Source organism: Cystobacter fuscus DSM 2262 (genome assembly GCF_000335475.2).
Lineage (GTDB): Bacteria > Myxococcota > Myxococcia > Myxococcales > Myxococcaceae > Cystobacter > Cystobacter fuscus.
On record NZ_ANAH02000004.1, the window covers coordinates 283,208 to 302,583 of the forward strand.

Below are 19,376 nucleotides of genomic sequence, written 5' to 3' on the forward strand. Positions count from 1 at the left end.
CCCTCGCCGCCCCCGCGCTACCAGCAGCGCGCGGCGAACGCGGCGAGCTCGCGGTTGAAGCGCCGGGCATCCTCCCAGAAGGGCGAGTGGCCGATGCCCCCGAAAATCGACACCTGGGCGTGCGGCACCACCGAGGCGATGTGCCAGCCCGAGGCGGGCAGCACCACGCGATCCTCCTGCCCATGCGACACGAGCACCGGCACCGACAGCCGCCGCAGCACGTCGTCGTTGTCCACCGAGCGCGAGCCGAGCGCCTCGCGCACGTGGGCCGGCACCCCCTCGGTGTACGCGAGCTCCAGGCGCCGCGTCTCCTGCGACACCTCCTCGTGGTGCAACAGCGACACGAAGCGCTCCAGCGCGGCGTGGCACAGCGACTCCTCGGGCGTGAACAGCCCGGGGATGAGCGAGAGCATCTGGGGCGCGAGCAGGCCGAAGGCCTCCTCCGTGCCAATCTTCACCATGGCGGACACGAAGTTCACCCCCGCCACGTGCTGCTCGCCGTAGTGGCGCAGGTAATCACAGACAACCATGCCGCCGTAGCTCCACGCCACCAGGAGCGGGTTGTCCAGCCCGAGCCCGGTGATGACCGCCTGGATGTCGTCGGCCCACAGCCGCCCCTCCCCATACGCCCCGCGCGGCTTGTCCGAGTCCCCATGCCCCCTCAAATCCAACGCCACCAGCCGGAAGCCCAGCCCCAGGGCGCTGTGCAGCTGCCGCCGCCACGCGCGGTGACACTGGGAAAAGCCATGGATGAACAGCAACGGCGGGCCATGGAGGTCTCCCGCGTCGTGCACGCGCAGCGCCACGCCTCCCCCCCCGCGCACGGTATGCACCCGGCGGGTGATGGACTCGGGGAAGGGGCTGTCCACGCCCATCGGCGTGGAGCGCGAGGATGACGGGAGCGCGAGGAAGGGTGTGGGGGAATCCATGGTGGCTTCGGTCCGGGACTGCGAGGTCTTGAACGCCAGAAGGAATAGTCATCAGGCCAAACGATGAAGACCCCTCGGTGCGTTTCCGGCGGCCGGAAGGAGGCGGGCGCTCGCTTCGAGCGTCCACGGGTGAACAACCATCCCCCCGGGGGAGCGCCGGGCACGGGGCTCGCGAGCGTGGTAAGCCAGACCCCTTCGTCCGTGTCAGGAGTCCTCGCGCATGAAACGCTTCTTCATCGGTTCACTCGCCGTGGTGGGCGGCATCAGCCTGCTCTTCGTCGCGGCCATCGTGGGGCTCGCGTACCTCGCGGCGTCGCACCGGCCGGGCGTGCCGGACAGCGTGGTGCTGGAGCTGGACATCTCCGAGCCCCTGCGCGAGCACGTGCCAGAGGCCTCGCTCACGAGCGCCTTCGGCGAGCACGCGCCCACGGTGCGCGACGTGGTGGATGCCCTGGAGCGCGCGGGGGAGGACGGGCGCGTCAAGGGCCTGCTGGTGCGGCTGGAGGGGCCCGCGGGCAGTACAGCCGTGGTGCAGGAGTTGCGTGACGCGGTGAAGGCATTCCGCTCGCGGGGCAAGAAGGCGTGGGCGTACGCGGACACCTTCGGCGAGGGCACGAGCGCCACGGGCACCTACTACCTGGCCTCGGCGTTCGACGCCGTCTACGTGCAGCCCTCGGGGGACGTGTCGGTGACGGGGGTGGGGCAGGAGACGCCCTTCGCGCGCGACGCGCTGGTGAAGCTCGGCGTCAAGCCGCAGATGGGCAAGCGCCACGAGTACAAGGCCGCCGTCAACACCTTCACCGAGCAGACGTACACCGAGCCGCACCGCGAGGAGTCCACGCGCTACCTCACGAGCATCTTCGAGCAGATGCTGCGGGGCGTGTCCGAGGCGCGGGGCCTGACGCCCGAGCAGGTGCGCGCCGCCCTGGACGAGGCGCCGCTCACGGGCGCGCGGGCGCTGGAGCTCAAGCTGGTGGACGGGCTGCTCTACCGGGACGAGGTGCTCGCGAAGGTGAAGGACACGGCGGGCGAGGGCGTGAAGCGGCTGTACCTGGAGAAGTACCTCGAGCGCGCGGGGCGGCCGCACACGAAGGGGCCGGTGGTGGCGCTCGTCTACGGGGCGGGCACCATTTCCCGCGGGCGCAGCGAGTCCAACCCCATGTCCGGCGAGGACACCCTGGGGGGAGAGACGGTGGCGGCGGCGCTGCGCAAGGCGGTGGAGGACGAGCGCGTGCGCGCCATCCTCTTCCGGGTGGACAGCCCCGGGGGCAGCTACGTGGCGAGCGACACGGTGCGCCGCGAGGTGCAGCGCGCGCGCGAGAAGGGCAAGCCCGTCATCGTCTCCATGGGCACGTACGCGGCCAGCGGCGGCTACTTCATCGCCATGGACGCGGACAGAATCGTCGCCCAGCCGGGCACGCTCACCGGCAGCATCGGCGTGTACGGCGGGAAGATGGTGACGGCGGAGCTGTGGGCGAAGCTGGGCGTGAGCTGGGAGCCGCTCGGCGTGGGGAAGAACGCCACCATGTACAGCAGCTCGCTCGAGTTCACCCCGGAGCAGCACGCCAAGAACGAGGCGTCGCTCGACAGGGTGTACGAGGACTTCACGGCGAAGGCGGCCGCGGGCCGCAAGCTGCCGGTGGAGAAGCTGCGCGAGGTGGCCCGCGGCCGCGTCTGGTCCGGCGAGGACGCCCGGGAGAAGGGCCTGGTGGACGAGCTGGGCGGCTTCCCCGTCGCGCTGCGGCTCGCCAAGGAGGCGGCGAAGCTGGAGGGCGAGGTGCGGGTGGAGCTCTTCCCCAAGGAGAAGGGCACCGCGGAGGTGCTGGCGGATCTGCTCGGCGAGCGCCGCGGGGACAACAGCGACGACGTGGAGGCGGGAGGGAGCGTGGCGGCGCCGCTGCGGCCCGTGCTCGCCCGCACCCAGGCCCTGTACCGGCTCGCGGTGAGGCTCGGCCTCGTCGAGGAGCGCCAGCACGTGCTCGCCGCGCCGGTGCCGGACACCACCTGGTAGGGCCCGGGGAACGAGCCGCCGGAGCACCCCCCCGCGCCCCGGCGGCGCCCCCCTTCAGCGCACCAGCTCCAGCACGGGCTCGGCGGGCGGCCACCAGAGCGTGGACAGCTCCAGCGCGAGTCCGGAGAAGGGCTCCGCGCGGACGATGGCCGCGCCCACGTGGGTGCTCACCAGGAGCCAGCCGCGCTTGACGCGCTGGAAGCACTCCAGCGTGCGGGCGATGGGGTCCACCAGCCACACCTGCGACACGCCCGCGCGCGCGTAGATGGGCAGCTTGCGCGTCCTGTCCAACACCACCGAGTCGGGGCCGAGCACCTCGCACACCCAGTCCGGCGCCAGACGCAGGAAGGGCTCCTCGGGCACGGCGGCCTCGGCGAGCCGCTCCGCGCGCCAGCCGGCCAGGTCCGGCACCAGCACGTCCCGCCCCAGGCGCAGCTCCGGCGCGCGCAAGAGGCACCAGCGCCCCGCGCCCGAGCGCCGCGGCACCAGACTCTCCCCGAGTTCCACGCCCAACATGAAGGCGGCGCGCGCCTGGATGTCGGAAGGCCGAGGCGACGCCACCAGTTCCTCGTCGAGGATCTCCCCCACCCACCCCGTGGGCATGGCCCCGAGGGCCGAATACGCCGCCGCCTGGCTGTTGCACATCGAAATCACCCTGTCCTCCCATGGCCTGAAGGGCCGCTCCGGGAAGAGCACTTTAAGGACGGGTCTGACATGCCTCCCCACCAGGGGAGCGGGCGTTACCCCGGCGTCACTTGCCGATGCAGAAGCGCTGGAAGATGGCGTCGAGCAGGGCCTCGGAGACGTGGGTGCCGGACACCTCGCCGAGCGCTTCCAGGGCGAGCCCCACCTCGCCGGACACGGCCTCGAGCGTGGACACGCGCAGCGCTTCCCCCGCGCGCCCCAGGGCCTCGGCCGCGCGCCGCAGGGCGTCCGCGTGACGCTCGGAGACGAGCGCGACGGCGCCGGGAGCGCCTGCCCCCCACAGCCGCGAGAGCAGCCCCGCGCGCAGGGCCTCCACGCCCTCGCCGGTGAGGCCACTGACGGCCAGCGCGCCGTCGTCCTCCGCGCCACGCGGCCCGCCCGCGCGCACGTCGCACTTGCCCGCCACGCGCAAGACGGGCGTGGCCCCGGCGTCCTGCTCCCAGCGCCGCGCCGCGCGCGCGTCCTCGCCGGGGGGCAGCACCAGCACGGCCAGGTCCACCGTGGCGAGCACCTCGCGGGTGCGGGCGATGCCCAGCGCCTCCACGCGCCCCGGCGCCTCGCGCAGGCCCGCGGTGTCCAGCAGCGTGACGCCCAGGCCCTCCCACTCGAGCCGCGCCTCGAGCACGTCGCGCGTGGTGCCCGGCTCCTCGTCCACGAGCGCGCGCGCCTCGCCGACGAGCCGGTTGAAGAGCGTGGACTTGCCCGCGTTGACGGGCCCGTAGAGCGCCACGCGCGCGCCCCGGCGCACGAGCCGTCCCCGTCCCGCCTCGGCGAGCAGCGCCTCGGCCTCGGCGCGCAAGCCAGCGAGCCGGGGCTCCACGTCCGCGTCCGCGCCCTCGGCCTCCTCGGGGAAGTCGAGCACGCCCTCGAGGTCCGCGTGCAGCGCGCGCAGGGGCTCTTCCAGCGCGCGCACCCGGGTGGCCAGCGCTCCGGCGAGTCCCGCCGCGGCGGCGCGCACGGCCGCCTCCGAGTCCGCGGCCACCAGATCCGCCACGGCCTCGGCGCGGGTCAAATCCATGCGGCCGTGGAGGAAGGCGCGCCGGGTGAACTCCCCGGGCCCGGCGGGCCGCACCGCGGGGTGGGCGAGGGCGCGCGCGAGCAAGAGCCGCAACAGGCGCGGGCCGCCATGGGCCTGCAGCTCGACGACGTCCTCGCCGGTGAAGGAGTGGGGCGCGCGGAAGTAGAGGAAGAGCCCCTCGTCGAGCACGGCGCCGTCCGCGTCCACGAAGGAAGCGAGGTAGGCGTGGCGGGGCGTGGGGGCGGCGGGGACGCCGGGGGCGAGCAGCCGGCCCACCTCGAGAGAGGCGGGGCCGGAGAGCCGGAGGATGCCCACGGCCCCGGCGGTGGGGGCGGTGGCGAGCGCGGCGAGGGTGGCGGAAGGAGTCATGCGTCGGTGCGCGTCCGGCGCGCCCCGCCGTCACCCAATCAGGTGCGCGGTCCGGGCGCGGGTGAGGCCCCGCGAGCGGCGCGCTCCACGGCCTCGCGGTTGTCGACGATGTAGCGCTCCACGGCGTCGTCCTCCAGTTCCAAGTCCCGGAGCACGCCGGGGTACACGAACTTGAAGGCGGGGGACTCCTCGTCACCCCGGAGCCGGAAGCTCATCTTCAGCACGGCCGCGCCGTACAGCTTGTCCTTGAGCGACTTGGCCTTGCCCATCTGCTCCCCTTTCAGTCAGTTGCACCGCGAGGGGAGGTGTCACCCCTCGAGATCATCCTCGTCATCATCCGCCGGCAGGATGCTCCGCTTGGGCAGCGGCGCGGCCTTGTCCGGCGTGAACACGACGCGCCGGTTGCGGCCCTCGCCCTCGCAGGCGACCTTGAGCCCCGGCACGTCACTCACGGCCTTGAGGACGCGCGCGCGGTCCTCCTGTTTCATTGTAACGAGGGCGTAGACCCGGCCCAGGGAGGACGACTTCTCGGCGAGCGCCCGGGCGGCCGCGCGCAGGGCGGGCTCCTCGGCCACCTCCAGCGAGCGCTCATCGCTCTCCACGGCGCGCGCCGGGGCGGCCTTGGCCTGGGCGGGCGCGGCGGCCTTGCCCTGAGCCGGGGTGGCCTTGGCCTGGGCGGGGGCGGCGGCCTTGGCGGGGCGGGCCGGAGCAGGGGCCGGGGCCCGAGGCGCCGGAGCAGCGGCGGGGGCCGGAGCGGCGGCGGGAGCGGGCTCGCGTTTGGCGCGCTCGCCGCGGGGCTCCGGGTGGACACCGGCGCCCAGGAGCACGAAGCGGCGCTCGGTGCCCGGGCGGTGGAGCATCTTGTTGAGGAGGAACTGGAGCGAGTCCATCACCTGGCTGCGCTTGCCGATCTCCACGCCCGGAGGAGGACCGGACTGGAAGTGCAGGGCGACGGCGAGGCTGCCGTCGCTGGCCTCCTTGAAGTCGAGCCGGGCGGGAAAGCCCATGAGGCCGAGGATGTCGGAGAGCAGGCGCTCCACGCGCGGGCGCAGGTCGGCGCCCGGCGCGGAGGACGGGGTGGTGGAGGGCTGGCTGTCGCTCACTTGCTCTTGCCTCCGGCGGTGGCGGTGGCGGCCTGTCCTCGCTCGAGCCACTTGCGCAGCCCGTACTGCTGGGCGATCGACAGGAGGTTGTTGGTGAAGATGTAGAGGGCGAGGCCCGCCGGGTAGTTGAAGAGGGTGGCGGTGAAGATGATGGGGAGGAACCAGGTCATCAACCGGGCCTGGGCCGGGTCACCCATCTGCGGCTGGAGCTTCTGGGTGATGATCATGCTCACGCCCAGGGCGATGGGCAGCAGGTAGGTGGGATCCTTGTAGGTGAGGTCGCGCCACACCGGGCCGAAGAAGGGCTCCTGGTAGATGTCGTAGCTGTTGCGCAGGGCGGTGAAGAGGGCGATCCACACGGGCATCTGGATGAGCATGGGGAGGCAGCCGCCGAGCGGACTCACCTTGGCCTCCGAGTAGAGCTTCATCATCTCCATGTTCTGCCGCTCGCGGTCGTCCGCGTACTTCTTGCGCAGCTCCTCGACGCGCGGCTGCAGCTTCTTCATGGCCTCCATGCTCACCATGGACTTGTGGGTGAGGGGCAGCAGCAGCGTCTTGACGAGCACGGTGAGCAGGATGATGGCCACGCCCCAGTTGCCCGTGAGGTTGTGGAAGAACTTCATGATGCTCACGAGCAGCTTGGCGATGACGGCCCAGATGCCGTAGTCGATCGTCTCGCCGAGCGGCGGGGAGTAGGCGCTCGCGGGGAGGCTCGCGGCGGCGCGCAGCTCGGGGCCGGGCACCACGGCGAGGAAGTCCGGATCCTTCGGGCCCATGTAGCCGCCGAAGCGGAACGTCACCGTCTGGCCGGGGGCGGCGGTGAGGGGGAAGGCGGCCACGACGGCGCGCGCCTGGGCGGTGGCCACCAGCTCGCAGCGGCCCTGCAGCGAGCCCTCCAGCGGGTAGAGCGCGGAGAGGAAGTACTGCTGATCGATGCCGAAGAAGTGCACGGGGCCGCGCAGCGTCTCGGGCTCGGGCTGCTTGTCCTCGGCCGCGAGCTTGTGCTTCTCCTCGCCCACGTGGCACGAGGCGTGGCTCAGGTTGCCCATGCCGCCGAAGAAGGACGGGGCGTGCTCGTTGGCCGGATCGATGGCGCGGCCGTAGTGCACCTTGAACTCACCGGTGAGCGGCTGGGCCGAGGTGTTCTTCACCTGCACGGTGTAGACGAGCTCGAAGCCCTGCTGGGGCCACTGCACGCTCTTGACGACTTCCCACGGCCCCTGGCGCGCGGTGAAGGTGGCGCCGCGCTCGGCCGCCACCGACTCGTCCACCGCGTAGCGGGCGTTGGCCGACAGGGGAGTGGGGCCGTCGATGGAGACGGCGAGCGGCAGGGGCTGGCCGGGCACCGGCTGCGCCAGGTTCATCTGCGGCGGCGGCGGCACCTCTCCGCCGAAGAGCAGCTTGTAGCCCTCGGCGACGCCCAGGTGCTGCTGCTCGCGCATCTTCACGCCCTGGAGCACCGCCGCGGTGAGGCCAGCGCCCTCGGTGGAGAACGCGTACTTCGTCTCCGTGCGGTGCAGATCCACCGTGCGCACGGGCGGGGCGGGGGCCTCGGCCACGGCGCCAGCACCCTCGACGGTGCCCGGGGAGGGCGGGGTGCCGGGAGCCGGGGGCGTGACGGCCGGGGTGCCTCCGTCGGAGACCTCGGTCACCTGCGCACCCGCGTCCGCGGCGCCCTCCTCGGGCGGCTTGGGCGAGAAGAAGGTGGTGAAGGCGTAGGTAAGCACCATCGCGAGCGCGAGCGCCACCAGCAGTCGCCGCTGGGAATCGGCGGAGTTGGGCGAGAGCGGATCCAGGTCGTTCATAGGCAGGGAGCGGTCAGGGCACCGGGTCGAAGCCGCCCGGATGGAAGGGCTGGCAGCGCAAGAGGCGCCAGGTGATGAGGCGCAGGCCGCGGAGGGCGCCGTGCTTCTGCAGCGCCTCCAGGGCATACGCGGAGCAGGAAGGGTGGAAGCGGCACGCCGGGGGCAGCCAGCGGGAAATCCACCGACGGTAGAAGCGGATGGGCAGCGCGAGGAGGAAAGCGAGCGGGCTCATCGAGGAGGAGACTCCCGGGGCACGGACGGGAAGAGCCGCTGCAGCTTGCGGGTGATGCCGTCGAACGCGCGCGACACGACGGGGAAGGGGGCATCCTTGGCGGACTGACGCACCACCAGTACAACGTCCACACCCGGCGGCCATTGCCCGTGGCGCTTGCGGAAACACTCGCGCAGCAGCCGCCGCAAGCGGGCACGCTCCACCGCGTTGCCCACCTTGCTGGAGATGGTGAGGCCCACGCGGCAATGGGGCCGACCATTGGGCCTCACGAGCCCCAGGAGACACTCCACGGGCACTTTCTGCCCCTTCTCCTGGACCTCGAGGAACTCGCGCCGCTTGAGCAGGCGGAGGGCCTTGGGAAAGCGCTCGTCGCGAGATGGCGCCTGGCCCTCGGCCTTCACGCGAGCGTCCCGACTACTTCTTGTAAGCGGACACGACCAGGCGCTTGCGGCCCTTGGCGCGGCGGCGGCTGAGCACGTCCTGGCCCGCGCGGGTGGAGTTACGCTTGCGGAACCCGTGGGTACGGTTGCGCTTGATCTTCGACGGCTGGTAGGTGCGCTTGGACACGGCTGGACTCCTGGGATGCTGTGGCGCACACCCCGGAGGCGCACGCCTGATCCAATGAGACGGAGGAAGGCGGCGCTCGTAACCCGATCTCCCACCCAAGTCAACGTCGGATCACCTCCCGCCCCCCCACCAGGGTCGCCCGCTACCCCCCTGACGAACCCCCACCCCCAGTGAGGGAAGGCGCCTCCCGGGCGGGGAACGTTCGCCGCATGGCGGAGGGAAGGCGGGTTGCGATCAGAAGGGGGGACCTAAAGGCGCGAAACCCTTGGGTTTGGGGCCGTGAACTTGATCGCTCGGGGGTGCGTGTTAGCACCCGGGACTCCCACCCGGCGCTCCGCCGGTGGCCTGGAGCCCTTCCGTGAACGCGCTCGCCCGCCCCCTGCCCGCCACCTCAAGTGCCGAGATCCTCTGGGAGAGGATGTTGGACTGCCTCCGCCAGGACAAGCTCGAGTACGCGCTCGGGTGGATTGGCCGGATGCGGCCCCTGGAGGTGCGCGAGGACACCCTGGTGATGGGCGTGCCGGACCGCTTCTACCGGGACTGGCTGGACGACCACTACCGGCCGCTGCTCGAGTCCACGCTCGCGCGGGTGGCGGACCGGCCGATGGAGCTCGCCTACGAGGTGGTGCCGGGCCTGGCCCCGGCGCCCAACCTCCAGCCCCCGCCGTCCTCGCAGAAGCCCGAGGGCGCCCGGCCCCCGCGCATGAACGCGCGCTTCACCTTCCAGACGTTCGTGGTGGCCGACAGCAACCAGCTCGCGGCGGCGGCCGCCGCGGCGGTGAGCGACAGCCCGGGGCGCGCCTACAACCCGCTCTACATCTACGGCGGCACGGGCCTGGGCAAGACGCACCTGTTGCACGCCATCGGCAACAAAATCTGGGAGCGCGACCCGAGCCAGCGCGTGGTGTACCTGTCGAGCGAGCAGTTCACCAACGAGTTCATCGAGAGCGTGCGCGAGCAGCGCATGCCGGAGTTCCGGCGCAAGTTCCGCGACGAGTGCGACGTGCTGCTCATCGACGACGTGCAGTTCCTCGGGAGGAAGGAAGAGACGCAGCGCGAGTTCTTCCACACCTTCAACACGCTGCACGAGCTGGGCAAGGCCATCATCCTGACGAGCGACATGGTGCCCGCGGAGGTGCCGGGGCTCGAGGAGCGGCTGCGCAGCCGCTTCAGCATGGGGCTCATCACGGACATCCAAGAGCCCACCTTCGAGACGCGCGTGGCCATCCTCCAGAAGAAGGCGGTGCTCGAGGGCCTGGACCTGCCGGACGAGGTGGCGCACTTCATCGCCCGGGCCATCCAGAAGAACGTGCGCGAGCTGGAGGGGGCGCTGGTGAAGGTGAGCGCCATCCACTCGCTGAGCCGCCAGCCGGTGACGGTGGACTTCGCGGCGCACGTGCTCAAGGACGTGCTGCCCACGCGCCACGTGGTGGACGTGGAGACCATCCAGAAGGAGGTCGCGCGCTACTACAAGGTGCCCGCCGAGGCCCTCAAGGAGGACCGGCGCCACAAGGCGCTCGCGCACGCGCGCCAGGTGGCCATGTACTTGAGCCGCAAGCTGACCAAGGCCTCGTTCCCGGAGATCGGCGCGCGCTTCAGCAAGGACCACTCCACCGTCATCTCCGCGGTGCGCAAGGTGGAGAAGCTGCGCGAGTCGGACCTCGGCGTGAAGCGCGAGCTGGATGAGCTCGAGGCGAAGCTCGTCGGCGAGTAGGCGGCCCGACGCACTCCCTTTCCTTACCTTTCGAGTGGGTTGACTGCGGGTGACCTGATGAGTCATCTTGAGCGCGCGGTCTCCACGAGAGGAGTGCGTCGATGGATCAGTGCAATTCGATGTCCACGGTGAAGGATGATCCGGCTCTCACGCCAGGTGAGCAGCGGATTCTCGCGTTGATGGGGCAGGGCTTCGGGCGCCTGGAGCAGGGCATTCAGCACCTGGAGCAGCGCATGGAGCGCCTGGAATTGCGCCAGGAGCGATTGGAGCTGCGCCAGGAACGGCTGGAAATGCGCCAGAATGGCCTGGAAGAGAAGCTGGAGGCCCAGACGAAGCAGTTGCTGGATCTGACCTGCCGGGTGACCCAGGAAGCCGCCGCCAGCAAGCAGCGCGACCGGCAACTGTCCGCGGACCTCCAACGCCTGCGCGAGGAGGCAGCAGCGCGGGATACCGATTGGCGCCAGACCTTCCATCGGGAGATGAACGCGTTCCGGGTCGAGGTCTCCGAGAAGTTCGACCACCACAACACCCGGTTGGAGATGCTGGAGCAGGGCATCCAGCTTACCAACCTGGGCTTGCGGCAGCTCGACCAGCGCCTGGACGGGGTCCAGCAGGAGCAGCGCAAGCTGAGCGCCCTGCTCGGGCGGGAGTACGCCCCCCACGGGCAGCCCCCTCTCACCACCTGAGACGTCCGCGGTCGGGGAGGACCCGTCGCCCATCCGGGACGCTCCCTCCCCCCGCACACCCCCGGGACAAGCTGGCACCGGGTTCGCTATACCGGGGGCCAGCACCCGCCCGCCGCGGGTTCCCGGCAACTCCCGTGCATCGGAGACTCCGCGGGGGACTTCGCGCCTGCACTCGGGAGGGTTCCGGAGGAGCAACACCCATGCGGTTGACGGTCTTTGGAGCGACGGGACGCGTCGGGCACACCCTGGTGCACGACGCGGTGGGGCAGGGGCACGAGGTGACGGCGTACGTCCGGGATCCCAAGCGCCTGGGCATCAAGCACGGCAAGCTCCTCGTCAAGAAGGGCAGCATGGAGGATGGCACCACCGTCGCCGAGGCCCTGCGCGGCTCGGACGTCGTGGTGAGCGCGATCGGCGCCCGCGACGCCACCCACCCCGTCTCGGTCGTGACGCACGCCACGCGCGCCATCCTCGCGGCCATGAAGGCCGAGGGCGTCCAGCGGCTCGTCTCGGTGGGCGCCGCGGGACTGCTACCCCACGCGGCCGGCGGCCTCACCGGCGAGCACGGCCTTCCCCCCTTCCTGCGCCACGCCTTCGAGGATCACCGCGGCGCGCTGCAGGCCCTCCAGGAGAGCGAGCTGGACTGGGTGGTGGTGTGTCCGCCCGTCATGCCCAGCGGCCTGAAGACGGGCAAGTACCGCGTCGCCGTGGAAGCCCTGCCCACCGGCGGCCGGCAGGTCTACGCCGAGGACGTGGCGGACTTCACCCTCAAGGTGGCCACCGGCACCGAGTACCACCGGGTGCGCCTGGGCATCGTCGGCGACTGAGCCCCGGCCTACGGCAGCACGGGCGCCTCCACGTCCGTGACGATGAGCGTGTTGGTGCGCGCATCCACGCTCACCCGCCCCCGGGGCGACAACAGCGCCTGGACCTGGGGCAGCAGTTCCGCCGCCCGCGCATGGCTCACCGGAAGCAACCAGGTGCGCAACGGGCCCTCGTCCTTGCGCGCCTGGGCGAGCCGCGCCCGCGCCTCGGCCTCCTCCTGGAGCACCCGCAGGGGCGCCACGCGCAGGATGTTGCCCTTGCGCTCCATGCCCAGCCCCTGGGACACCAGCACCCCCTGGAACGCCTGCGTCCACGGCACGTCGCGCAGCGTGAGCGTCACCGTGCCCCCCACCTCCTCGGAGAGCACCAGGTTCAGCCCGCCCATCTCCGCGAGCCCCCGCAGCACCTCCTCCACCGGAGCCCGCACCACGTCGAGCGAGACACGCCGGGTCCGACCCGGCTCGCGCGCCTGGACGGGCAGGGTGGTGAGGGCCAGCGCGAGACACACGGCGCGGGAAGAGCGCATGAAGGGCCTCCAGGGGAAGGGCGGCCCAGTGTAGCGCCCTTCCTGGCGGACAGGCACGAGGGCCCCGGCATTCCCCACCCCCCGTCCCCCTCGAACGCAGGAGGGCACAGCGGCCGTCCAGGAGGAGCCCGGGGAAGTGTGCCCCGGGGCGGCCTTGTGACGGGCCCCGCGCGCCCCCATCTCTCACGGGGAGGCTTCCCCGCCCACGAGGGTACACCCATGGCGAACCACGACTCAGGCCACTGCAAGGATTGCCGTTACTTCAACAGCCAGAGCACGCACCCGAGCGGCGGGGAGATCGCCCAATGCCGGCAGCCGGAGCTGGAGGACTTCGACCTGATGGTGGCCGGGGACTGCGGCTGCAACGCCTTCGAGGCCCGGGCGGAAGCGGACCGCTCCCCCGGCATGCCCCGGGATGAGCCCTCTCCAATGATGCATTGACGCTGCATTGACGCTGCATCGACGCTGCATTGAGTGATGCATCGGGCCGCGACATCGGCTCACATCAGGGCATGTTCCATCCCAAGGGACCCGGTTTCGGAGAGTTGATCCACCAAGGCTTGCAGTCCGTGGAGCGGGGCTATGACTTGCTCGCCCCGAAGTTCGACTACACGCCCTTTCGCACGCCCGAGGACGTGCTGACGGCGAGCTTCGCCCTGGCCGGAGGCCCCCGGAGCGTGGACCGGGCCCTGGACGTGTGCTGCGGCACGGGAGCCGCCCTGCGCCACCTGCGCCCCCTGTGCCGCCAGGACGTGGTGGGCGTGGACGTGAGCCAGGGCATGCTCGACGAGGCCCGGCGCCACGTGGAGCACGCGCCCGGCGAGGCCCGCGTGGAGCTGGTGCGCGGCGACGCCCTGGCGCTGCCCTGGCACGAGGCGTTCGACCTGGTGACGAGCTTCGGGGCCTTCGGCCACATCCTCGAGCGCGACGAGCCCCGTCTGGTGGAGGGCATCCACCGCGCCTTGCGCCCGGGGGGCCGCTTCCTCTTCGTCACCGCGGATCGGCCCTCGCCCTGGCGCCCGGGCTACTGGATGGCCCGCGCCTTCAATGCCGCCATGCACGTGCGCAACGCGCTCTGGCGGCCTCCCTTCGTCATGTACTACCTCACCTTCCTGCTGCCACGCGCCCGCTCGCTCCTGGAGGCGCGGGGCTTCCACGTGGCGGTGCACCGCGACACCCTGCCCGAGCGTTATGCCCGGGCCGGACTGTGCGTGGTGGTCGCCACCCGGGCATGACCTGGACCGGGGGCGGTCCGTGCAGGTCTGACCAGGACATCCTATCATCCTGGAGTTCCATGCCTGCTGGAGCCGTACCCCGTCCATGACATCCCCGTCCCCCTCGTCCGAGGTGAGCACGAATCCGGAGACGTGGCGGCGGCGCAAACGGACGATCGCGGTGTTCGCCGCGGTCATCCCGCTGCTCCACCCCCTGGACTGGCTCGCCCTGGGCCACTGGAGCCCCACGGCCCTGGGGGTGCGGCTGCTCTGGTCCGCGCAGATGCTGCTGTACACGGTGCTGTACCAGGCACTGGGCCCGCGCTGGGAGCAGCGGCTCGCCAACGCCAACAGCGTCGCCGCCTGCTGCTGCTTCCTCGCCCTCATCCACTTCACCGGCAACGAGCGCAGCCCCTACCTCCACCTGCTGCCCAGCATGCCGCTCATCATCGCGCTCATCCAGCCGCGCGACGGGAGGCCCGCCCTGCTCGGTGGCATCGTCTGCACCCTGGGCACGGTGCTGATGTTGCTCGCCCAGGGCCAGCCCATGGCGGCGCTCGGCTGGGCCCTGCTCACGGGCTCGGCCACGTTCTTCGGCGTGTATGGCGCGGCGCAGTACCGCAAGGCACAGGAGGCCGAGCACGCCGTGCGGCTGGAGCGCGCCCGCCGCGAGAGCCTGGAGAAGCTCGCGCTGGCCGAGCGCCAGCGCGCCCAGACGGAGAAGCTGGCCACGGTGGGCAGGCTCGCGGCGGGCGTGGTGCATGAAATCAACAACCCGCTGGCCTTCGTGCGCTCCAACCTGGAGTTCCTGCGCACCGAGGTGCTGCGCCAGTCGCTGCCCGGGGAGACGCACGCGGAGCTGAGCGAGGTGTTCGAGGAGACGCGCCAGGGCGTGGAGCGCATCCGGCAGATCGTCCTGGACCTGCGGGGCTTCTCGCACGTGGACATGGAGGAGCCGACCGAGTGCACGCTGTCGGACGTGGTGACGGACGCGGCGCGGCTGGCGGGCGTGCGGCTCAAGAACGTGGCGCGGCTGACGGTGGCGCTGCCCCCGGGGCTGCCCGGCGTCTTCGCCATCCGCCGGCGCCTGGCGCAGGTGGTGCTCAACCTGCTCGTCAACGCGGGTGACGCGCTGGAGGAAGCGCGGGTGCGTGGCGGCGAGGTGCGTGTCACGGGCGTGACCGAGGGCGCGCGCGTGGCGCTGCTGGTGGAGGACAACGGCCCGGGCTTTCCCCCCGAGGTGATGCCCCGCCTCTTCGAGTCCTTCTTCACCACCAAGGGGCCCGACAAGGGCACGGGGCTCGGGCTGGCCCTGTCGCGCGAGCTGGTGGAGCGCTTCGGCGGCACGCTCGTGGCCGAGAACCGGCCCGAGGGCGGCGCCCGGCTGCGCCTGGAGTTGCCCGTGCACCCGGCGGCCCCGTCACCCGGGAGTTGAGCCAAGGACGCGGCGACTTTCCGCGCTCCGTCCCCGCGAGGGCACGTGCTAAGCGGGGGCCCTCTCACCCCCGAGGAGGGCCCCGCTCGCATGAAAGCGTTCATCGCCGCCACCGCCCTCGCCCTTGGCCTTCCGGCCTTCGCCCAACAAGAGGCGAAGCCGCTCCAGCCCGGACGCGAGGCACTCTCCATCCCCTACGACAAGTACGCGCTGCCCAACGGCCTGGAGGTGCTGCTCGCGCGCGACCCCAAGCTGCCCGTGGTCGCCGTCAACGTCTGGTACCACGTGGGCGCCTACGACGAGCAGCCGGGCCGCACCGGCTTCGCCCACCTCTTCGAGCACATGATGTTCCAGGGCTCCAAGCACGTGCCGGATGACGTGCACATCGCGCTGCTCGAGCAGCTCGGCGGCACGGACTTGAACGGCACCACCAACTTCGATCGCACCAACTACTTCGAGACCGTGCCGAGCAACCAGCTGGCCACCGCGCTGTGGCTGGAGAGCGACCGGATGGGCTTCTTGCTCGACGCGCTCGACGAGAAGAAGCTGCGCACCCAGCAGGAGGTGGTGAAGAACGAGCGCCGCCAGGGCGTGGAGACGCGCCCCTACGGCATCGCCCAGGAGAAGTTCTGGCAGACGCTCTTCCCCGCGCCCCACCCCTACCACGGCAAGGTCATCGGCTCGATGGCGGACCTGAACGCCGCCACCGTGGAGGACGTGAAGGCCTTCTTCCGCAAGTGGTACGCCCCCGCCAACGCCACGCTCGCCGTGGTGGGTGACTTCGAGCCCCAACAGGCCCGCGCCCTCATCGAGAAGTACTTCGCCACGCTGCCCAGCACCCCCAAGCCCTCGCGCCCCGAGGTGGCCCCGGTGAAGCTCACCGGGGAGAAGCTCGTGCGCCACGACGAGAAGATCGGCACGCTGCCCCTGGTGATGATGGGCTGGCACACCCCGCCGTACCTGAGCGAGGGCGATGCCATCGCGGACATGCTCGGCAACGTGCTCGGCACGGGCAAGTCCAGCCGGCTCTACAAGCGGCTCGTGGTGGACAAGGGGCTCGCCCAGAGCGTGAGCGCCTCCCAGCAGAGCCTCGGCGCCCAGTCCGTCTTCACCGTGGAGGCGGTGGCCCGGCCCGGCGTGTCCAGCGACGCGCTCGTCAAGGAGATGGACGCGGTGCTCGAGGAGATGCGCCGCGTGGGCCCGACGTCCGCGGAGCTCGACCAGGCGCGCACGCGCTTCGAGACACAGATGCTCGCCGGGCTCCAGTCGGTGGGGGGCTTTGGCGGCAAGGCCGACACGCTGCAGAGCTACAACCACTTCCGCGGGGACCCGGGCTTCCTGGTGCACGACCTGGAGCGCTACGACGCGGTGACGCCCGAGCGCGTGCGCGACTTCGCCCGCGACACGCTCCAGCCCGGCGCGCGCGTGGTGCTGCACGCCGTGCCCTCGACGCCGAGCCCGTCCCCCGCCCCCTCGAAGGAGAAGCCGTGATGCGCCGCCTGTTCCTCGCCGTCTCCACCCTGGCGCTGCTCGCCGCGGCGTGCCGCTCGGCGCCCCAGCCCACGCCCGAGCCCACGCCCTCCACGGCCCCCGGCCCCCAGGCCCCCGCCACGCCCTCCACGGACCCCGAGGCCTTCCGGGATCAACCCCCCACCGCCGGCCCCGCGCCCGAGCTGGTGCTGCCCCGCTTCGAGCAGGCGGTGCTGGACAACGGGCTCACCGTGCTGGTGAGCACGCGCAAGGAGCTGCCGCTCGTGTACGTGGGCACCGCCTTCGCCGCGGGCAGCGCGAGCGACCCCCAGGGCAAGTGGGGACTGGCGGATCTCACCTACAAGATGATGCTGGAGGGGGCGGCCGGGAAGGACACGCTCGCCCTGGACCAGGCCTTCCAGAACCTGGGCGTGTCGCCCTCGGTGAGCGTCGGCTCGGACGGGGCCATCCTGGGCGTGCGGGTGCTCCAGCGCAACACCGAGGCGGCGCTGGCGCTCATCACCCAGGTGGTGCGCCAGCCCACGTTCGCGCCCAAGGACTTCGAGCGGCGCCAGAAGCTGCAGCTGGCCGAGCTGGTGCGCGCCCTGGGCAGTCCGGGCTTCCTCGCGCAGCGCACGTTCCTGGACGTGGTGTTCGGCGCGGCGCACCCCTATGGGCACCCGACCAGCGGCCTGCCGGAGACGGTGGGGAGCGTGACGGTGCGCGACGTGAAGGCCTTCTACGAGAAGAACGTGGGCCCGCGCACCACGGCGCTGGTGATGACGGGCGACATCACGCTGGAGCAGGCGGTGGCGCTGGCGAAGAAGTCCTTCGGCGACTGGAAGGGCAAGGCGGTGCTGCCCCCGGTGCCGCCCGCGCCCCCCACGCCCGCGCGCGGCCAGGTGGTGTTCGTGCCCAAGAAGGGGTTGGATCAGACGATCGTCCTGATGGGCCGGCCGGGCATCGCCGCGGGGCACGGGGACGAGTCCGCGCTGGACCTGGCCACCACGGTGTTCGGCGGCTTCTTCGGCAGCCGGCTGAACATGAACCTGCGCGAGGACAAGGGGTACAGCTACGGGGCCAACTCGGGCTCGGACGCGCGGCTGGGCGTGGGGCCGCTGACGGCGTCCTCGTCGGTGCGCGCGGACGTGACGGGCGCGGCGGTCACCGAGTTCGTCAACGAGCTCCAGGGCCTGCGCGAGCGCCCCATCACCCCGCGGGAGCTGGAGCCGGCGCGCGAGGGCCTCATCCGCGCGTTCCCCGGCAGCTTCGAGTCGGTGGAGGGCCTGGGCGCGAGCGCCTCGGAGCTCTTCCTGCGCCGGCGTCCCCTGGACGAGTACGCGCGCACGGTGGCGGGCCTGGAGAAGGCCACGCCCGCCGAGGTGCAGCGTGTGGCCGAGGCCTACCTGGGCCCGGACGCCATGCAGATCGTCCTGGTGGGAGACCCCGAGGTCATCCAGCAGCAGGTGGAGCCGCTGGGGCTCGGCAAGCTGGTGGCGCGGGAGCCGGCGAAGGCACCGGCCCCCAAGCCCTGACGCTCAGCGCGCGTCCGCCTCGTCTTCCTCGGACTCGGTGCGGACGTGGCGCCGGCGGAGTTCCTCGTCGGCCTCGGAGATGGGGGTGCGGATGTCGGAGAGATCCTGCTCCCCGTCGCCGTCGAGGAAGAACTTCTGCTCTTGCGAGTCATGGGTGGAGTCGGCGGCGTAGAGGGGCCGGGTGTCATCGGCCTCCAGGCCCCGCTCCACGCGATCCTTGGCGAAGAGAGGCTTGTTGCTCGGGTTCTCGTGCGGGTGCACGGGGCTGTACTTCCTCGGCTTCTCGTTGCCGGCCATGGGAAGGCTCCTCGGATGCGGACGCGCGGGGTTGCGCGCATCCGTCAATGTGGGGCGGACCCTCGCCCCACGGCTACCCGGAGCCGGAAGAGGGCCCGCCCGTCCGCCCGCTTCTGGAGCACGGCGGGCGCGAGGCCTCCCGCGAGCAGCGCTCAGGCCGAGCGGAACTCGGCGGCGTACCCGAGCAGCCGGCGAATGGCCTGCTCATGGTCTCCCTGACAAGCGGCGAGGAAGGGCTGGGCCCACTCCTGTCCCACGGGCACGCCCTTCTCGTCCTGGAGCCAGCGCTCGAACCGGACGTACTCCTCGTCCCGGGCCCCCACGAGTCCGAGGCACAGGCGGTAGCCCGCGATGAGGCCTTCCATGCGCCGCACCGTGATGGGGCCAATGAACATGAACAACCGCCCTACGCTGTCGCCGATCCTCTGACGGATCTCCATGAGGAAATCCAAGGTGGTCGCGGGCATCCGCGCGGGCGTCAGGCGAGGCGTGCTGGTGGCGAGTTGATCGCACTCCGGATCGTTCCAGGGAAGCGCGGCCAGCGCCTCGGGGGAGAGCGCCCGGAACTCCGCGACGTAGTCCAGGAACTTGCGCAGCGCGCGCGTCTGATCTCCGCCGCATTCGCTCAGATAGACAGACTCCCACCCCTCCGCCGGCCACGCGCGTTTGATGTCACGGAACCAGGTGCCGAACAGCAGGTCCGGCCCCTCGTCTACATCCATTGAATGAAGACACGCTCCGTAACCACCTCTGAAGCAGTTCACCCAATCGACATCGGGCATCCCGATGTACCGGTAGGGACCCACCAGGCGCGCTTCCATGTCCTCACGGATGCGCAGCAGCAGTTCCAGCAGAGGCACCGCGGGCTTCAATCCCGTGGGAGAAGAAGTGGATGGATTCATGGCACCCTCGCTGCGGTCTCGACGACCTTCTCG

21 protein-coding genes are annotated in these 19,376 nt (G+C 71.5%); 9 read left to right on the forward strand and 12 right to left on the reverse strand.

Features of this window, described 5'->3' with window-relative positions; all coding sequences use genetic code 11:
- Positions 1-17: 17 nt before the first annotated feature.
- On the reverse strand, positions 18-929 hold the full coding sequence (locus D187_RS05800) for an alpha/beta fold hydrolase (protein WP_002621377.1): 912 nt from the start codon (positions 927-929) through the stop codon (positions 18-20).
- Positions 930-1,149: 220 nt separating this feature from the next.
- On the opposite strand from D187_RS05800, the gene sppA reads away from it, so the two are divergent.
- Positions 1,150-2,940, forward strand: a complete 1,791-nt coding sequence (sppA, locus tag D187_RS05805; protein ID WP_002621378.1) for a signal peptide peptidase SppA — start codon at positions 1,150-1,152, stop codon at positions 2,938-2,940.
- A 54-nt stretch (positions 2,941-2,994) separates the two neighbouring features.
- On the opposite strand, the gene D187_RS05810 is transcribed toward sppA, so the two are convergent.
- The 8 genes from D187_RS05810 to rpmH form a co-directional block, all read right to left on the reverse strand.
- Entirely contained in the window at positions 2,995-3,585 is a 591-nt protein-coding gene (locus D187_RS05810; RefSeq protein WP_043428517.1) for a Uma2 family endonuclease, read from the reverse strand.
- A 106-nt stretch (positions 3,586-3,691) separates the two neighbouring features.
- A complete protein-coding gene (locus tag D187_RS05815) occupies positions 3,692-5,032 on the reverse strand; it encodes a tRNA modification GTPase (RefSeq protein ID WP_002621380.1) in 1,341 nt (446 codons plus the stop codon).
- A gap of 38 nt (positions 5,033-5,070) precedes the next feature.
- On the reverse strand, positions 5,071-5,301 hold the full coding sequence (locus D187_RS05820) for a hypothetical protein (RefSeq protein WP_002621381.1): 231 nt from the start codon (positions 5,299-5,301) through the stop codon (positions 5,071-5,073).
- Positions 5,302-5,340: 39 nt separating this feature from the next.
- On the reverse strand, positions 5,341-6,135 hold the full coding sequence (locus tag D187_RS05825; RefSeq protein WP_002621382.1) for a KH domain-containing protein: 795 nt from the start codon (positions 6,133-6,135) through the stop codon (positions 5,341-5,343).
- Positions 6,132-7,940 (reverse strand): membrane protein insertase YidC, encoded by a 1,809-nt coding sequence (yidC, locus tag D187_RS05830; RefSeq protein WP_002621383.1) that lies wholly within the window; start codon positions 7,938-7,940, stop codon positions 6,132-6,134. Before yidC ends, D187_RS05825 begins: the two co-directional genes overlap by 4 nt.
- A gap of 13 nt (positions 7,941-7,953) precedes the next feature.
- On the reverse strand, positions 7,954-8,172 hold the full coding sequence (yidD, locus tag D187_RS05835) for a membrane protein insertion efficiency factor YidD (RefSeq protein ID WP_002621384.1): 219 nt from the start codon (positions 8,170-8,172) through the stop codon (positions 7,954-7,956).
- A complete protein-coding gene (gene rnpA, locus D187_RS05840; RefSeq protein ID WP_002621385.1) occupies positions 8,169-8,573 on the reverse strand; it encodes a ribonuclease P protein component in 405 nt (134 codons plus the stop codon). The genes yidD and rnpA overlap by 4 nt, the downstream gene beginning before the upstream one ends.
- 13 nt (positions 8,574-8,586) lie before the next feature.
- Positions 8,587-8,739: a 50S ribosomal protein L34 gene (gene rpmH / locus D187_RS05845; protein ID WP_002621386.1), complete on the reverse strand. Its 153-nt coding sequence runs from the start codon at positions 8,737-8,739 to the stop codon at positions 8,587-8,589.
- Positions 8,740-9,097: 358 nt separating this feature from the next.
- Here rpmH and dnaA point away from each other — a divergent pair, with 358 nt between their 5' ends.
- From dnaA to D187_RS54735, 3 genes are all read left to right on the forward strand, one after another.
- Positions 9,098-10,453, forward strand: coding sequence for a chromosomal replication initiator protein DnaA (gene dnaA / locus D187_RS05850; RefSeq protein WP_002621387.1), 1,356 nt, complete (start codon positions 9,098-9,100; stop codon positions 10,451-10,453).
- 101 nt (positions 10,454-10,554) lie between these two features.
- Entirely contained in the window at positions 10,555-11,139 is a 585-nt protein-coding gene (locus tag D187_RS54730; protein WP_002621388.1) for a hypothetical protein, read from the forward strand.
- A gap of 200 nt (positions 11,140-11,339) precedes the next feature.
- Complete coding sequence (locus D187_RS54735; RefSeq protein WP_002621389.1) at positions 11,340-11,966, forward strand: NAD(P)-dependent oxidoreductase; 627 nt, start codon at positions 11,340-11,342, stop codon at positions 11,964-11,966.
- A gap of 8 nt (positions 11,967-11,974) precedes the next feature.
- Here the strand turns inward: D187_RS54735 and D187_RS05865 are convergent, their stop codons facing one another.
- Positions 11,975-12,490, reverse strand: a complete 516-nt coding sequence (locus D187_RS05865; protein ID WP_002621390.1) for a secretin N-terminal domain-containing protein — start codon at positions 12,488-12,490, stop codon at positions 11,975-11,977.
- Between the two features lie 219 nt (positions 12,491-12,709).
- On the opposite strand from D187_RS05865, the gene D187_RS05870 reads away from it, so the two are divergent.
- From D187_RS05870 to D187_RS05890, 5 genes are all read left to right on the forward strand, one after another.
- Positions 12,710-12,931 (forward strand): hypothetical protein, encoded by a 222-nt coding sequence (locus tag D187_RS05870; protein WP_002621391.1) that lies wholly within the window; start codon positions 12,710-12,712, stop codon positions 12,929-12,931.
- Between the two features lie 71 nt (positions 12,932-13,002).
- Complete coding sequence (locus tag D187_RS05875; RefSeq protein ID WP_002621392.1) at positions 13,003-13,725, forward strand: class I SAM-dependent methyltransferase; 723 nt, start codon at positions 13,003-13,005, stop codon at positions 13,723-13,725.
- 85 nt (positions 13,726-13,810) lie between these two features.
- Complete coding sequence (locus D187_RS05880) at positions 13,811-15,139, forward strand: sensor histidine kinase (RefSeq protein WP_002621393.1); 1,329 nt, start codon at positions 13,811-13,813, stop codon at positions 15,137-15,139.
- A gap of 90 nt (positions 15,140-15,229) precedes the next feature.
- A complete protein-coding gene (locus D187_RS05885) occupies positions 15,230-16,630 on the forward strand; it encodes a M16 family metallopeptidase (protein ID WP_002621394.1) in 1,401 nt (466 codons plus the stop codon).
- Positions 16,630-18,144 (forward strand): M16 family metallopeptidase, encoded by a 1,515-nt coding sequence (locus tag D187_RS05890; RefSeq protein ID WP_002621395.1) that lies wholly within the window; start codon positions 16,630-16,632, stop codon positions 18,142-18,144. Before D187_RS05885 ends, D187_RS05890 begins: the two co-directional genes overlap by 1 nt.
- A gap of 3 nt (positions 18,145-18,147) precedes the next feature.
- On the opposite strand, the gene D187_RS05895 is transcribed toward D187_RS05890, so the two are convergent.
- Both D187_RS05895 and D187_RS05900 read right to left on the reverse strand, forming a co-directional pair.
- Positions 18,148-18,441: a hypothetical protein gene (locus D187_RS05895; protein WP_002621396.1), complete on the reverse strand. Its 294-nt coding sequence runs from the start codon at positions 18,439-18,441 to the stop codon at positions 18,148-18,150.
- Between the two features lie 152 nt (positions 18,442-18,593).
- Complete coding sequence (locus D187_RS05900) at positions 18,594-19,343, reverse strand: hypothetical protein (protein WP_002621397.1); 750 nt, start codon at positions 19,341-19,343, stop codon at positions 18,594-18,596.
- Positions 19,344-19,376 lie beyond the last annotated feature (33 nt).